We start from the raw sequence: 15,095 nt of genomic DNA, 5'->3' as shown, positions 1-15,095 counted from the left end.
GGAACGCCCATGGCCTGGACCGACTTCCAACTGACGGTGACCACACCGCTGTTCAACGATGACGACCCGACCGTCGGGCTACGGGTCTCCTCCGTACGCGGCGCGATGCGGTTCTGGTTCCGGGCCTTGGCGGGAACCGTGTACGGCTCCAGTGTGCCCGCGCTCGCCCGCGCGGAGCAGAAGGTGTTCGGCAGCACCGAAGGGGCGTCCCCGGTACGGTTGCGGCTGACCGGCCAGCCCACAGCCCGCGCCATGATCAAGGCGGGAGAACCCGCCGCCTTCCTCGCGGGTGTCCCGGCGGAGGACCACGAACCCGGGAAATGGGTCGCCTATCTCCTGGGGCAGGGACACGCGGCCAAGAGAAGGCCGGGCTGGGTCACCATACGACCGCATACCCGCCCCGGGCACCGGTTCACGTTGAAGGTCGGTTTCAGCGGAGACCCGGCGGTCGACTCGCTCGTCCTGGCCTCGCTGTGGCTGGCCTGCGCCTATGGCGGATTCGGTGCTCGCACCCGCAAGGGCTTCGGCAACGTACGCCTGACGTACAAGGGCGGTCCCTTGCCGGAAGGTCCTTGGCGGGAACACGTCCCCGACACTCCGGAGTTCGATCACTACCAGGAACTGGACCACCTACCGGTGAACGGGCCGTTGAAGATCTGCGCGGACCTGCTCACCGGCCTGGTCCCGATCCCGGAGAGCGCCGATGGTCCGAGGGTCGCTCCGCAGCCGATCCTGGGCGTGGGGAACACGAGCGCCACCCTCGCCGACTTCGCCGAGGACAGCTGGGAGGCGGTGGCCGCCGAGACCGGGGAACGGTACCGGAGGTTCCGTGCCAGTGTGGCGCACAGGTCACCGAACCCCGGTTACAAGCCGCCCATCAAGACACCCGAATACGAAACGGTCATTCACGGTACCGAGGACCGCTTCCCACTCGGAGCGTTGGGTCTTCCGGTGAACTACAAGGGCGGAGCCAAGGTGACCGCCTACAAAGAGGGGAGGGACGAGCTGCGTCGTGCCTCACCGCTGTGGTTCCGGTTCGTCGAGAACGACGAGGAGGGGACCTGGGGGTTGTTCTCCTTCGCCTTCCACAACCCATTCCTGCCCGCCGATCAGGACCTGAGCATCCGGCTGACCGGCAAGCGAGTCGAGAACAAGAACGTGTACATCACCGACGAGGACGTCCACGAACGAACCAGGGCGTGGATGGAGTCGATCCGAGGGCCGGCGTCCTGATACGCGATCGGTCGACCACGTCGCTCCAAGGACTCGAAACCGTCAACGTGGCAAGGAGGTGACCGTCAACACCGGACACGCACACGCCCTGGTGCGAGAGTGGCTCGATATGCTCGCCCGTGGTGACACGTTCACACGCGAGGATCCACGGTTCCGAGGACATCGGGGAAGCCGGAGCCGAGCAGGTGGATTTCAGCGCCGTACCGGCGCGGCGAGCAGAACTGGAGGATCACTGAAGAATTACGCTCACCCACCAGCATTCCAGGGTACTGACCTGCGGCTTTACCCTCGGGTCCTCAAAGCCCGTACAGGGCATGGCAACCCTCTAGGCGACGCTCCTTCTCGATCTCGCCCTTGCGTCCTCAAAGCCCGTACAGGGCATGGCAACACCCTGAAAATCACCTCCCAGAGAAATACTGGAGGAGTCCTCAAAGCCCGTACAGGGCATGGCAACTGGCTGATGAAGACGCTGTCGTCCTCGGTGTAGACGTCCTCAAAGCCCGTACAGGGCATGGCAACACTGACCGTGGACCGTCTGTGCGCCGACTACCCGAGTCCTCAAAGCCCGTACAGGGCATGGCAACCTGCGGTTGCCGTTGATCCAGACGTGGGCGTGAACGTCCTCAAAGCCCGTACAGGGCATGGAAACGTCAGGAAGGTGATGGTGGCGCCGAGGGGGGTGATGTCCCCAAAGCCCGTACAGGGCATGGAAACAGCTCGGCCCAGTGCCGCTGCCACCCCTCGACACGGTCCCCAAAGCCCGTACAGGGCATGGAAACGTCACCAGATACCGCGTGGCCCGCACGTTGAGCCGCGTCCCCAAAGCCCGTTCAGGGCATGGAAACGTGGTGTCACGCACCTAGTGGAGCCGGTCGATACACCGGTGAGAGCACAGGATGTCGGCGACCCCGTCGAAGTCGATCGTGCCGTAGATCACGGCCGATAGAGCCAGACCACCCCGCACGGCCCCCGACCAACGACACGCGGTCCCGGGAACTTGCCGCTTTACCGTGGCTATACCTGCCCAAGTTGTACGGTCCGTGAAAGATGGTGCACGGACTATCCCGCCTTCGGGTGGAGTGAGAGCTCCGGGCACCGCGTTTTCGAGCAGCTCCATACCCCCGAGCCGACGAGAAGGAAATGATCACCTGGGATCTCCCGGTGGGCTTCACCATCGCCCGCACCACCCACCGACACACGCCCGACGCGTCCGTTCAGATCGTGATTCAGGCACCGGCCGTCGCCCAGGCCGCGCGGCGACGCGCGGTGCACCCAGGAGCCGTCGGTGTCCGGTAGAGCCGGGACGTCGGTGACGTCGTGGCCGTTGTAGAACCGCGCCCCACCGGCGCGAAGGTCGGCTTTGAGGAGCTACCGAAGATGGTCCAGGGGCGGGCCCGGGATGTCCCCATGGTGAACGACGCGATGGCGCGCGGGGCGGTCTACCCTCGGCGGTCTCTGGTTCTGGTCACCGGGGTGCCCGGGGCCGGGAAGAGCACTCTGCTGAAGCGGCTGTTCGGCCTGCGCGGTGACGAGGATCGGACCGTGCTCACCGCGGACGGCGTGCGGGTGATCGATTCTCTCCAGTCGCGGTATCGGCTGAGATCGATGCTCGCCCGGGTCCCCTATCTGCTGTGGCGGTGGGTGGTGCACGTGCTGCACCTGGTCCGGGTGGTCGCGGCGTTGCGCGGTGGCCCGGTTGTGGTGCACGAGTGCGGGACCCGGCGTTCGGTCCGCGTGCTGCTGGCCCTGCTCTGTCGTCTTCGCCGGTACGAGCTTCATGTGTTGATGATCGACGCCACCCCGCAGGAGGCCTGGAGGGGGCAGAACTCCCGGGGGCGGCGGGTGACCGAGCGCAGCCACCGGACGCATTCGCGGCGCTGGCGGCGGCTGCGCGCGGCCGCCCTGCACGGGCCGGCGGCGTTCGTGCGGGGAGCGCGCAGTCTGCTGGCGCTCGATCGGCGTCGGGCACGGGAGCTGGCCTGGATCCGCTTCGGTCCCGACGCGGACGCCCGTGGTCCTCTGCGCACCGTCATGGAGTCGCCCTCTCCGTAACGAGAGCCCCACCGCTCCCTGTCCGGTGCGGGAGGGTCCGCCCGCCTCAGGAACGTTCGGCCGCGGTCGCGGGCTCCTCGACGGAAGCGGCGGCTCCGTCCTCGACCTCCGGAACGGGATCGGCGATGGCGGAGGACGGTAGCCCGAAGATCTTGTCGAAGGCCCAGTTGTAGCCGAACGTGTAGAACGGGATGTAGACGATGAACACCAGGTCCAGCAGGAACGCCTGGAGCAGGCTCATGTCCAGCCACCAGGCGATGAGCGGGATCAGGTAGCACACCAGCGTCAGCTGGAACGCGACCGCGTGCAGGACCCTGCGCTTCACCGTGCGCTCGCGACTGACCTGTCGGCGCTCCCACGCCTCGAACAGGTAGTTGAAGGCCATGTTCCACAGCGCCGCCACGGTGGCGATCATGATCGCGAGCGGGGCCGTCGTCCCGGGGCCGCTTCCCGTCAGGGCCGTCATCACGGCGGTGCCCACGACGAAGCCGATGACCTCGTAGCCGCCCACGTACACCAGCTTGCGCTTCAGACCTTGCACTTCGCACTCTCTTCGGGTTCCTGCGGATGTGACAGGGGCCGACGTTAGCGTCAGCTAGCCTGATGGAAAAAGTCAGCTTCTTTCAGATCTGGTGACAGGACTTGGGTCTCTCCAGCGACAACATCGATCTCTTCCTCGCCGTGGTCGATCACGGCTCCTTCTCCGCCGCCGCACGCGCGCTGAATCGGGTCCCCTCGGCGGTGAGCATGGGTATCGCCAACATCGAGGCCGAACTCGGCTACCCGTTGTTCGACCGCTCTCGCCGTGAACCCGTCCCCACGGCGCGGGCGCAGGCCCTCGTGCCGCACGCCCGGCTGGTCGCGAGCAGGTTGCGCCTGCTCCAGGCCCACGCGGTCGAGCTCTCCGACGACCTGGAGAGCACGCTCACGATCGGGGTGTCGGCGGGGGTCGACCACCGGCCCCTGCTGGACGCGGTGGCGGAGATCGCGGCGCGCCACCCCCTGCTCTCCGTCGAGATCGCCGACGCCCCACAGGACGACGTCCGGGAGCAACTGCACTCGGGGGCCGTGGACCTGGCGCTGATGTTCGCCCGCACCCGCAACGACCGGGAGGAGGTGTTCCTCAACGTGGCGGAGGAGACGTTCTTGGCGGTGGCGTCCGCCTCCGTGGCGACCTTCGGGATCCCAGCCGACCTGCGCCGTCTGGAGGATCTCGCCGGAGCCCGCCAGATCGTGGTGTCCAGCCTGGAACGACAGTTGACGGAGCGGCGGCTCGTCGTCTCGGACGCCTACTGGCGGGTGAACTCGGCGGAGACCGCGCTCGGCCTGGTGGAGCGCGGGATCGGTTGGGCCAACCTGCCCTTGCCGCTCGTGCGGAGAAGGGTCGCGGCCGGGGCGGTGCGCGTGATGGAGTTCGAGAACCTCGAGAACGGCCTGGCCATGCCGGTGCAGCTCGTGTGGTTGCGAGGTAGCCCGCTCCGGAAGGCGGCGGGGGAGTTGGTCGACCGGATGGGTCGGGGCCGGCGCCGGGGGTGATCCTGGATGCCGGGCGGCCCGGGCGGGCCGTTCCCCGCACACACGGCCTTCGACTTCATGGGAAGCTTCCACCTTGGGTGTCCAGGTAGAAGAAAAGCGAATGAATATCCTCCGTCGAAGTGTGATGTCCGCGGTGGCCGTGGTGCTCTTGTCGATCTCCGCTTGCTCTCTCTCCGACCCCGAGGGCGAGCCCGGGAAGCTGGAGATCCCTGAGTACCCCGAAGCGGTGTCCGGAGTGGGGTGGGAGTGGCGGGCGCCCGAGGGTACGGAGATCACGGTTCTGCCGATCCCCGTCGGGGTAGCGGTTCTGGACGGTGAGGGCGTTACCGCCCTGTTGGGAACGACCGGAGAAGAGCTCTGGGAACATCACGAACCCGGCGGTGAGGTGGTCGGGCGGGTCTCCGACGATGGTGATCGTCTCTCGCTGCATGTGGAGGACTCCGAGGAGGGCAGGGTCCGCATGCTGCTCTTGGACGCCGTCACCGGCGAGCTTCTTACCGAGGCACTCTTCGAACCGGACGAGGAGAGCACGGCCGACCTTCGCGATTCGTCGACTCCCGTCCGCGGTGCCCTGAACAGCTCGACCGAAGACCTGTGGTTCGTTCGTGAGGGGGACACGGTCTACGCGCGAGACCTCGAACAGGGCGATGAACGGTGGTCCGTCTCCCTAGGCGAAGAGTGTGAGGATCAAGGCTCGGTGGGCGATATGGCGATCGTCGAGGGGGCCGTCGTGGTCTCCTCGACCTGTCATGGCGGCGAGGACGAGCTCTACGTCGAGAGCGCGGACTTCAGCTCAAGACTCATCGCCCTGGACGCCGAGAGCGGCGAGGAACTGTGGCGTGACGAAGGACGGTACGGGCTCTTCCCCGCGGCCTCGATAGAGCGGAGCCTGACCGTGTATTCGTCGCATCTGGTCGCGGCCCGTACCGAGGTCGGCGAGAGTACCCAGTGGGTCGACGCTTCCACATGGCGGTCCGGAACGATCGAGGACGGTGGGCTGCGCTGGGTCGACTCCGCAGGAGAGCGTTTCGGAGTGTGGGACTCCGCGCAACGGGACTACCGCATCCAGGACAGGGACGGAAACGTCGAACGAAGTCTGCGGGAGGGACCGGTGGGTAGCGCGGAGATGATCGGCAATGCGCTGCGTCCGGACCCCGACGCCTATGTGGCGGACGGGGTGTTGTTCCTCGTCGATCAGGTGGATGCCGGGGCCGGTGAGGATCTTCTGGGTGTCTTCGAGGGCTTTGGCGGAACGGTCGATATCGCTCTCGATGGTGGGGCCGACCGGGAGTTTCAGGAGGCGATCCTGGCGCCAGGGGCCATCGCGGTGCCCTACGTGGACGGGGACGGACGATCAGGGGTTCTGGGGCTGAGCTGAGGAGATCGAATCGCTGTTCTCTGTGCTCGCCAGTGCCATAGGAGGTCCAGGGTCGCAAGGAGACCGCGACCGAGTCCCATACAGGTGGGGGATGACCTCCGGACGTCTCCGCGTGGGCCAGGTACGGCGTCTGCTTCTCGCACGCGCCGGGTTCGACCTCGGCCTGACGTGATGATGTCCTGCCCCTGGGGTTTCTCAGGGGCAGGGGTATTTCGTTGTTTGTGGTTACGTCTCGACGAGTTCGATCCCGATGGCCATGACGCCCAAGGCTTCGCGTTCGGGTGGGTAGATCTCCCGCACGTTGCGCAGTTGGTCTTCGCGGGAGGCGGTCGGGTCGACCGATGAGACGGGTTCGTGGTCGAACATCTCGTCGAAGTCCCGGTAGCGCGCGATTCGGGTGATCCGCGTGAGCACTTCCTCGTCGCGGCACTTGAAGCGGAGAAGGTCGCCTTCCTTCAACCGCTGGCGAGAAGCGTCGTTGACCCTGATCTTGGTCGTCTTCTCGCCCGAGGCGACCAGGTCGAAGTAGCGCTTGTAGAGGTTCATCTCGTGTGCGCGGGGGCGCTGATCGAGGTCGGCGGGTCGGTCGTTCATGAGGCGGCCTGGTTCTTTGACGGTGAAGCTTCGAAGGAAGCGCTTCGGATCGGTGAGCCGTTCGCTGAGGAGCCACAACAGCGTCGATGTAGGGGGCGGTGCTCTCCTGTGTAGGAAGGCGGCATGACCTGTACCTATCCGCCCGAGGGCGGAGGTACGGAGCTCCGCCTCCCCTCCGGAGGTGAGGCTCCTTCGTCATGCCGGGCGGGTGGTGGCGTTCTCCGTCACCCCGAGCCGGTCGAGATCCAGACGCGGTTCTCGTTCACTGCCTCCTTGGCGCGCAGTGCCTGGCTCAGGTCGATGCTTTCCCGGTTCGCGATCGCGGCGAGGTAGATCAGCACGTCGGCCAGTTCTTCGGCCAGGCTTCCGACCGCGCTGGTGGGGTCCATGCCGAGTGCGGCGCGTTTACGGACGGCCTTGCACACCTCGCCGGTCTCTTCTGCCAGTTTCAGGGTCTGTTCGACCAGAGTGCTGTCGGAGAATCCGCGTTCCTCCTCCATTTTCGCCACGTACTCCTGGACCTGGGCCAGGGTGAGCGGGTGTTCGGGCAGCGGCTCCATGCGGGTCCCTTCTCGGGGGTATGAGAACGGACGCTAACACCGAGACGTGTGCGAGAGAGGAAGAACGGGTCGGCTCGCGGCCAAGGTGCGATCCAGGCCGGCGCGGAGGAGTGAGCCCATCCGCCGTACGGCCGTGCGCACCTGAGAACAGTTGCTCCCGCGCACGCGGGGGCGGGCCGACCTCACCGCTGGGGAAATCCATGTCGCGGTGCCTGGGTCGTCCTTACGATGAGCCCTATGACGGACGCGTGGGAAGTCATCGGACAGGCTTTGGGCGCCGTCCGGCAGGAGAGCATCAGCCTGGGGCTCTCGGGCGCGCGGGTCCTGCGGATGGTCGACGCGCAGGGAGTTCCTGTCGCTGTCGTCAAGGCGGTCGACCACCGAATGAGCCACCTCGTTTCCGATCTCGAAGCCGAGACCGCCCGACTCACCTGGTTGAGGCGCCTGGGCGTTCCCGTCCCCGAGGTCCTGGGCTCGGGTGTGGATGAGGGCGAGCCCTGGCTCGCGATGCGCGCGTTGCCCGGATGCCCCGCCTCGGACGAGTGGCCAGCCGGAGAACGAGATCGAGTCGTGGACCTGCTCGCCCACGCCGCCCGTGAGTTGCACGCCACATCCTGGGAGGACACCCCCTTCGACCGATCCCTGTCGTCGGTGCTCGTGGAGGTACGCGAGCGGGTGGCGTCCGGTCTGGTCGACCGTTCCTGGGCCATAGCCGGAAAGGAAGTGCCCCCGGCCGCGGTCGTACTGGAGGAACTGGAGTCCCTGGCCGGTGAACTCGGCGACGGGGCACTCGTGATCTCCCACGGGGACTTCTGTCTTCCCAATGTGCTGATAGACGAGACCGGCACGGCGGGGCTCGTGGACGTGGGGCGCGCGGGCCTTGCCGATCCGCACTCCGACCTCGCTGACATGACACGCAGTCTGCGCAGCCACATGAACCCCCAGTTCGGCGAGGCCTCGGCGCGCAGGTTCCTCGACGCCTACGGCCGGGACGGGATCGACCCCGAGCGGCTGCGGTTGCACGACCTGCTGGAGAGCTTCTTCTGGCCGGTACCCGAAGCGCGTCCACCCGGCGACTAGAGCGGCGGTCAGAGGCTCTCGATGCGGTCTCCCCCTACTGGTGAGCCGCGTCCGCCGGAGCAGTCGATGATCCGATTCGCCGCGCACTGTTTCCCGTCTCCGTGGGGACCCTCGGCCCGATCGGCCCCGGGTCAGTGGTGTTCGAGGGCCTCACTCGCCCCGGCCGTGCACCGGTCTGGCGTTCGCCGGCGGTTCTCCGACCTCGTGGACGGTGTGGCCGCTACAGACCGTCTTGGTGACAGTGGCCTGTTCGATGCGCGACACGGTGAACCAGCGCATCGCGTCGCGCAGCCGGCACCACCCGATCAGGTACCACCGGCCGTTCGTGGAGGCGAACAGTACGGGTTCGACGTCGCGGGTGGTCGTGGTGCCCTCCCGCGGTGTGTAGCGAATGCGGATCACCCGCTGTTCGGTCATCGCCTCCTCCAACGCCGACCTGGTGGCGCGCGAGGACGGGGGAGGCGCGTCGACCCAGACACGGTGGGCCAGCTCGTCGGCACGTGCTCGGGTTCGGGGGTCGAGGACGTCCATGATCTTCCGGACACCGGCCGCCGCCAGGTCCGCGTAGGGAGCGCCGGGTGCGGCCGACACGGCGGCCATGAGCGCCACGGCCTGCGCCGGGGACAGGCTGATCGGTGGCAGGGACGCGCCCGTGGTCAATCCGTATCCACCGCCCGGGCCCGGACGGGACCAGATCGGCGTGCCGCTGTTCTTCAGCGCGTCGAGGTCTCGCTTGATGGTGCGTACGGAGACCTCGAACTCTCTCGCCAGCCGTTCGGCAGAGACACCTCGTGTGCCGCTACGGCGCAGCGTCTCGGAGAGGGCGTGGAGCCGTTCGGCTCGCTTCACTGTTCGGATCCCGGCGATTTCATGACATGAATAGTGACACACCCTTGTCCGGTCGGCCTGCGAGAGTTGTGTCATGACGACCACGACGAACAGCCCGACCATCGTTCTCATCGCCGGCCACTGGCTGGGCGCTTGGGCGTGGGACGAGGTCCTCGAACATCTGGAGACCGACCACGCTCGCGCGGTCGCGGTCACGCTGCCCGGCCTCGACGGAGACGACCCCGCGCGTTCGACCAGGACCCTCGACGACCAGGTCGAAGCGATCGAAGATCTTCTCGCTCGGCTCGATGTCTCCGAGGAGCGGCCCGCGACGCTCGTCGCTCACAGTGGGGCGAACGGTCCCGTCAGCTTCGTCCTCGACCGGCGTCCCGAACTCGTGCGGCGGGTGGTGTGGGTCGACTCCGGCCCGATGGCGGACGGGAGTGCTTTCGCTCCGGACTTCCCGGAGGGGGTGGAGGAGCTTCCACTGCCGCCCTTCGACGTCCTCGCGGAGCAGGCGAGCCTCGACGGTCTGAGCGCGGAGGTTCTCGAGCGTTTCCGTTCCAGGGCGGTCCCCGAGCCCGGCCCCGTGTTTCGCCAGACCGTCGATCTCACGAACGACACCCGTCGCGCTGTCCCGACGACCCTCGTGTGCTGCTCGATCTCGAGTGAGCAGGTCCTGGAGATGGCACAAGGAGGGCATCCCATGTTCGCCGAAGTCGCGAACCTCGAAACCCTCGATGTCGTCGACCTTCCTACGGGCCATTGGCCGATGTGGAGCCGTCCCGGCGACCTCGCCGAGGTCATTCGGTCGGAGGCGTCACGGGCCGGATGAACCACGTATACGAGAGGGAAGGGACGGTCGGTGTGGAGCGCGAGTCGATCACCGCCGACTGAGTTCCACACATGGGGCCTGCCGCAGAAGGTCCGGGTCTCGCCTGTTTCCTGTTCATGTGGGGGTGACCCCGTCCTGTTCGGGGGCGCCGAAACCTCTCTGCTTTTCTCGGGGGTGTCTAGGCTGGTAGGGGAGTGGTGTTCGAGTGGGCGGTCGAAGGGTGTCGGTTTTGTCTGTTTCTCAACAACTTGCAGAAATGAGGGGTGGGCCGGGATAGCGTTGCAGGTCAGGAAGACTGCTCCCCGCGCACGCGGGGATGGACCCCGCGGCCCCGAACACCGCTCGGACCCGGTGCCGCTGCTCCCCGCGCACGCGGGGATGGACCCTCTGCCTCGGTGATGAGGTGCTCCAGCAGCGTCTGCTCCCCGCGCACGCGGGGATGGACCCCGGTCCCGGACGGGGAGGTCCGTGGGCGGGTGCTGCTCCCCGCGCACGCGGGGATGGACCCCACCCGGGGCTCGTCAGACGAGCCCCGGCCCACTGCTCCCCGCGCACGCGGGGATGGACCCTCAACCCAGGAGCTGTGTTCCAGGCTGCGCGACTGCTCCCCGCGCACGCGGGGATGGACCCGACGAGTCCCACGGCACCGAAGACTACGACGGCTGCTCCCCGCGCACGCGGGGATGGACCCCGTCATGGCGGCTGCACACGGTTACGCGGAGGCTGCTCCCCGCGCACGCGGGGATGGACCCGGAGAAGGAACAACGTGTACACCGCGACCTTCGCTGCTCCCCGCGCACGCGGGGATGGACCCCGGGGCCCCGCTCCGCTCACCTGAGCGGGACCCTGCTCCCCGCGCACGCGGGGATGGACCCCCCGGGCAGGCGCACCCCACACTCGCACCACCCTGCTCCCCGCGCACGCGGGGATGGACCCAACTCCTGACCCGCGCCCAGAACGACAAGCTCCTGCTCCCCGCGCACGCGGGGATGGACCCGCCCAGGTCATCAGACCTGGGCGTCCGTTTCGCTGCTCCCCGCGCACGCGGGGATGGACCCGCGATCCTGTGGCCCGCGTACACGCTGGCCGACTGCTCCCCGCGCACGCGGGGATGGACCCGCGATCCTGTGGCCCGCGTACACGCTGGCCGACTGCTCCCCGCGCACGCGGGGATGGACCCTGAGCTCGGTCGCATGATCGCTCGGGAAACGGCTGCTCCCCGCGCACGCGGGGATGGACCGCCATGGGCGACCAAACCGGACGCGAGCCCCTGCTGCTCCCCGCGCACGCGGGGATGGACCCCACTGGGACCTGGCCGCCTAAGCCCCTGAACGCTGCTCCCCGCGCACGCGGGGATGGACCCTCGCCCGGAAGCAGACTCCGGTGAACAGGGGACTGCTCCCCGCGCATGCGGGGATGGACCCGTGACATGGAGCAGGTACAGACGTGGGCCGATCTGCTCCCCGCGCACGCGGGGATGGACCCGCTGTGTTCGGTCATCCTCGGCGGGCTGACCTCTGCTCCCCGCGCACGCGGGGATGGACCCGACGCGGCGGACGGGTCGATGTAGACCTTCTCCTGCTCCCCGCGCACGCGGGGATGGGCCCTGGCGCACCTGGAGGATGTCCACACGCCTTCCCTGCTCCCCGCGCACGCGGGGATGGGCCGGGATCGTCTTTGCGGCGGCGCATCCAGGTGGCACCGCTCCCCGCACCTGCGGGGATCTCCTCGCCCCGACCGGTACCGGGTCAGCGGCGATCGAGGGACGGCCATCCGGCGGAGGGGCGCGAGTGGTTCCGGACGTCGCGGACCCTTGACAGACGGGAGCCATCAGCCGGCCGCCCCATCTCGAGACCAACCGACGGCCCTGGGGCCGTCCACAGGACCATAAGCAGGGCGGCCTCAGAGGAGCCGGAGGGCCGACCGCATACCGGCGGGCGGCCCGGGTTTCTAGCGTCGAACCATGAACTTCCCCTCCGTTGAAGCCGGTCCCGTGCGTGGCCGGACCCCGCTCCGTGAGCTCTCGGTCTTCGTGCTGGTCGTCTGCGGGCTGGCCTGGCTCGTCTTCACCCCGGTGCTCTTGAACGGTGCTTCACCGAGCGACCCGGCGTTCGCTCTCGCATCCCAGCTCTTCATGTTCACTCCGGCGGTCGCGGCGCTGCTGGTGACGTTCTTGTTGTGGCGTCCGGGGAACGTGCGGCGGGCCTTGGGCCTGACCCCGTTGCGTCCGGTCCGCCGGGTCGGCGGGTACACGCTGCTCGCCTTCGCCGTGTTCGTTCTTCTCCCTGCGGTGAGCCTGTTTGCCGCGGTCGTGTTCGGTGTCGTCCGGCTCGACCTGGAGGACTTCTCCGGACTTCGTGAGGAGCTGACGGCGCTGGCTCCGGAGGTCGCGGCGACCATGCCTCGGGACGGGTTCCCTCTGGAGGCCTATCTCGTGGTCCTGGGCATGGTCATGGTCTCGTTCGTGCCGACGCTGTTGATGTGTTTCGGCGAGGAGCTCGGTTGGCGGGGTTATCTTCTCCCAAGGCTGTTGCCGTTGGGGGTGTGGCCGGCGCTGTTGGTGAGCGGGGTGGTCCATGGTCTATGGCATGGTCCTCAGCTTCTGATCCACAGCCTCTCCGGAAGCTTCGGTCCCGGGGACGTCCTGACCTTCCTCGCTTCCGTCGTTCTTTTGGGGGTCGTCCTCGGCTGGCTACGGTTGGTCTCCCGTTCGGTGTGGCCCGCCGTGGTCGGTCACGCGGCCAACAACGCTTTCTTGATGGTCATCCCCATCACCCTGATGCACGCGGATGGTTCGAACGACCCCGGACTCTACCCAGGTGGCAACGGCGGCCTGATCGGTCTGGCGGTCACGGCCCTGGCCGCGCTCGTCGTCACGCTGTTTCTGCGCAAGCGCGTTTCCGGAGCCGGAGCGTGAGACGGAGCCACGCTCCTCGAAGACCCGCTCATCCGGGGAGGGCGATCTCTTCTTCGGTGGGGTGTTCTCTCCCGGGGCGGCCCGGGGTGGGTGCGGTAAGGATGATTGGTGAGCGGAGGCCGCTTTCAGCCGAAGGTTGTGGGGGAGATGACGGCCTCTGTTTCCGCAGGTCGTTTTCCCGGAGCCCCACGTATGTGGGGGTGGGGCGGCGCGACGCTGCGAGTGCCCTGGGCCCACCGCGCACCGGCGGGCCCAGGACGGTCAGGCGCCTTCGCCACGCCTGCCAGTGCAGACCCCGCGCCGCCCCGACTTCCTGGAACGGTGCCTAGGGGTACTGGCCGCTGACCCGCCAGTAGTACGCCTGGCCGCCGGCGCCGTTGCCGACGCTGCCCGCGAACGCCTCGATCACGCGAGCCTCGATGGCCGCCTGCGCGTCCTTATTGCCGGCATAGCCGGACAGGTTCTCGTCGATGAGGATCGCGGCGAGGCTGTCACCACCCTGTTGGATATGCAGTCGCATACCTCGCGGGCTGGAGTTCGGTCCTTGCCTGTCGATGCGGAAGGTCCGGTCGCTGATGATGGTGGTGGATCCACCGGTACGCCAGAAGTCCGCGTAGTGGCCTCGGAGCTGAGCACACAGATCGTTGGCCTTCGTGGCATTGAACTTGGGCCTCGCGAAAGGCTTCCTGCCCTGCCACGGGCCTGCCTGGATCGGCATGGCCGTTCCTCCTTTCCGGAGACGGGGGCGCCCATGGACGGCGGGCGCCCCCAAGGTGTACTTCGTTCACTCGCCGGGCGGGACCGTCCAGGAGGAGGCCATGCCCAGGATGACCGGCCAGCTCGCGGTAGAGGTGAGGGTGAGCTTGTTCGTGCTCTTCTCCACCTTGGCTGAGGTGCTCTCTCCGCTCGTCTCCGTACCGAAGATGAACGGTCCGATCTCGATCCCCCCTTCGGCCTGCCACTGTTCGTGGTAGGTGTCGATGTACGACTGATGGGCCTCGAACACGATCGTCGGTCGGTAGGCGACGACCATCCCTGTGTAAATCCGGCTCAGGGATCCTCCGGGGCCGAAGAAGAAGTTCTTATCGCCGTTCTTGTACTTGGAGAAGCCTTCGGCGTAGGGGCCGTTCTTGAACGCGTTCACCCCGGAGTACCACCCACCGGCCTTGATGGGGATCGTCCGCGCGTCTTGGAACTCGATGTCCAAGGACCAGGCGAGATCTGAGCCCCAAGCGCTCTCAGCCTTCCTGTTCGCGCCGAGGCCGAAGGCCATGAATTCCAGAAATCCGCCGCCGTCTACCGTGGAGAAATGCTCCTCGAAATTGTAATCCTTCGACTGTTTGTCTATGTGGAGCGACGCCTTGTTCCCGTTGGTGGCGTCTCCGCCGAAGTTGCCTCCGGTGATCTCAGTGATGTAATCGATGGCGTAGGGCTTGCCGGTTCCCAGGGACCATGTGCGTTCGGTGACGTTTCCCCCGGGGCCACTGAAGACGTCCTGGTACTGCTTAGAGCTCATCTCAAAAGTCCTCGCTGTGCTTGGCCAGATGCTTGTAGCAGATGAGGATGCAGGCGATGCCGAGCATGGCCAGGAAGTTGGAGGCCTTGCGTTCCCAGCGCACGTTCAGTCTGCGGTAAGAGCCCAGCCAGGCGATGGAGCGCTCGACCTTGTACCGGTGCCTGCCCAGTCGCTGGGACGACTCGACGCCGGGGCGGGCGATGCGCACGCCGATCTGGCGTTCGCGCAGCCAGCGGCGCCGGTCGCGGGAGTGGTAGGCCTTGTCGCCGTGCAGCTTGGCGGGGCGTCGCCTGCGGGGTCCTCGGCGTGAGCGCACCGCGGGGATGCCTCGCACCAGGGGTTTGAGCGCTTCGCCGTCGTTGACGTTGGCCGCGGAGATCGCGCAGGTCAGCGGCAGCCCTTGGTTGTCGCACAGCAGATGGAGCTTGGAACCGGGTTTACCCCGGTCGGTGGGGTTTGGCCCTGTCTTCTCCCCCTCTCTTGGCGCGGATCGACTGGGAGTCGACGGTGGCGCGGGACCAGTCCAGCAGGGCCCTTCTGCCCAGCTCGTCCAGAACCGCGCGGTG

13 protein-coding genes, 1 pseudogene and 2 CRISPR repeat arrays are annotated in these 15,095 nt (G+C 67.4%); of the genes and pseudogenes, 7 read left to right on the top strand and 7 right to left on the bottom strand.

The annotated features are described in order from the left end of the window. Positions 1-9: 9 nt before the first annotated feature. Complete coding sequence (gene cmr1 / locus TR33_RS22210; protein WP_042285251.1) at positions 10-1,233, top strand: type III-B CRISPR module RAMP protein Cmr1; 1,224 nt, start codon at positions 10-12, stop codon at positions 1,231-1,233. 292 nt (positions 1,234-1,525) lie between these two features. Then, positions 1,526-2,078: a CRISPR direct-repeat array (repeat unit 30 nt; unit sequence GTCCTCAAAGCCCGTACAGGGCATGGCAAC). Between the two features lie 532 nt (positions 2,079-2,610). Beyond that, the gene (locus tag TR33_RS22205) at positions 2,611-3,285 is read left to right on the top strand and encodes an AAA family ATPase (protein WP_042285250.1); all 675 of its coding nucleotides are present in this window, start codon (positions 2,611-2,613) and stop codon (positions 3,283-3,285) included. Between the two features lie 46 nt (positions 3,286-3,331). On the opposite strand, the gene TR33_RS22200 is transcribed toward TR33_RS22205, so the two are convergent. Further along, positions 3,332-3,826: a PACE efflux transporter gene (locus tag TR33_RS22200; RefSeq protein ID WP_042285247.1), complete on the bottom strand. Its 495-nt coding sequence runs from the start codon at positions 3,824-3,826 to the stop codon at positions 3,332-3,334. Between the two features lie 101 nt (positions 3,827-3,927). Between TR33_RS22200 and TR33_RS22195 the strand changes: the two genes are divergently transcribed. Further along, on the top strand, positions 3,928-4,821 hold the full coding sequence (locus TR33_RS22195; RefSeq protein ID WP_042285246.1) for a LysR family transcriptional regulator: 894 nt from the start codon (positions 3,928-3,930) through the stop codon (positions 4,819-4,821). Positions 4,822-4,945: 124 nt separating this feature from the next. Then, the gene (locus tag TR33_RS22190) at positions 4,946-6,199 is read left to right on the top strand and encodes an outer membrane protein assembly factor BamB family protein (protein ID WP_042285244.1); all 1,254 of its coding nucleotides are present in this window, start codon (positions 4,946-4,948) and stop codon (positions 6,197-6,199) included. 225 nt (positions 6,200-6,424) lie between these two features. On the opposite strand, the gene TR33_RS22185 is transcribed toward TR33_RS22190, so the two are convergent. Continuing rightward, entirely contained in the window at positions 6,425-6,793 is a 369-nt protein-coding gene (locus tag TR33_RS22185) for an ASCH domain-containing protein (RefSeq protein WP_042285426.1), read from the bottom strand. Between the two features lie 224 nt (positions 6,794-7,017). Beyond that, positions 7,018-7,353 carry a MazG nucleotide pyrophosphohydrolase domain-containing protein gene (locus TR33_RS22180; protein ID WP_042285243.1) on the bottom strand — a complete coding sequence of 112 codons (336 nt, stop codon included), beginning with the start codon at positions 7,351-7,353 and terminating at the stop codon, positions 7,018-7,020. A 237-nt stretch (positions 7,354-7,590) separates the two neighbouring features. Here TR33_RS22180 and TR33_RS22175 point away from each other — a divergent pair, with 237 nt between their 5' ends. After that, complete coding sequence (locus tag TR33_RS22175; RefSeq protein WP_042285241.1) at positions 7,591-8,433, top strand: aminoglycoside 3'-phosphotransferase; 843 nt, start codon at positions 7,591-7,593, stop codon at positions 8,431-8,433. Between the two features lie 150 nt (positions 8,434-8,583). On the opposite strand, the gene TR33_RS22170 is transcribed toward TR33_RS22175, so the two are convergent. Continuing rightward, positions 8,584-9,282 carry a helix-turn-helix transcriptional regulator gene (locus TR33_RS22170; protein WP_042285239.1) on the bottom strand — a complete coding sequence of 233 codons (699 nt, stop codon included), beginning with the start codon at positions 9,280-9,282 and terminating at the stop codon, positions 8,584-8,586. A gap of 73 nt (positions 9,283-9,355) precedes the next feature. On the opposite strand from TR33_RS22170, the gene TR33_RS22165 reads away from it, so the two are divergent. Then, complete coding sequence (locus tag TR33_RS22165) at positions 9,356-10,096, top strand: alpha/beta fold hydrolase (protein WP_042285235.1); 741 nt, start codon at positions 9,356-9,358, stop codon at positions 10,094-10,096. A 295-nt stretch (positions 10,097-10,391) separates the two neighbouring features. After that, positions 10,392-11,764: a CRISPR direct-repeat array (repeat unit 29 nt; unit sequence CTGCTCCCCGCGCACGCGGGGATGGACCC). 295 nt (positions 11,765-12,059) lie between these two features. After that, positions 12,060-13,013 carry a CPBP family intramembrane glutamic endopeptidase gene (locus tag TR33_RS22160; protein ID WP_042285234.1) on the top strand — a complete coding sequence of 318 codons (954 nt, stop codon included), beginning with the start codon at positions 12,060-12,062 and terminating at the stop codon, positions 13,011-13,013. Between the two features lie 325 nt (positions 13,014-13,338). Here the strand turns inward: TR33_RS22160 and TR33_RS22155 are convergent, their stop codons facing one another. The 3 genes and pseudogenes from TR33_RS22155 to TR33_RS26765 all read right to left on the bottom strand — a co-directional run. Beyond that, a complete protein-coding gene (locus TR33_RS22155; protein WP_042285231.1) occupies positions 13,339-13,731 on the bottom strand; it encodes a hypothetical protein in 393 nt (130 codons plus the stop codon). A gap of 66 nt (positions 13,732-13,797) precedes the next feature. Further along, positions 13,798-14,529, bottom strand: coding sequence for a hypothetical protein (locus TR33_RS22150; protein ID WP_042285229.1), 732 nt, complete (start codon positions 14,527-14,529; stop codon positions 13,798-13,800). 1 nt (position 14,530) lies between these two features. Beyond that, a pseudogene (locus tag TR33_RS26765) lies at positions 14,531-15,095 on the bottom strand (IS5 family transposase); the annotation flags it as partial.

It is taken from the genome of Nocardiopsis alba (assembly GCF_000710955.1).
Taxonomy (GTDB): Bacteria; Actinomycetota; Actinomycetes; order Streptosporangiales; family Streptosporangiaceae; genus Nocardiopsis; species Nocardiopsis alba.
The sequence above is the reverse complement of the archived record's forward strand: the minus strand, read 5'-3'. Positions and strand labels throughout refer to the sequence as shown.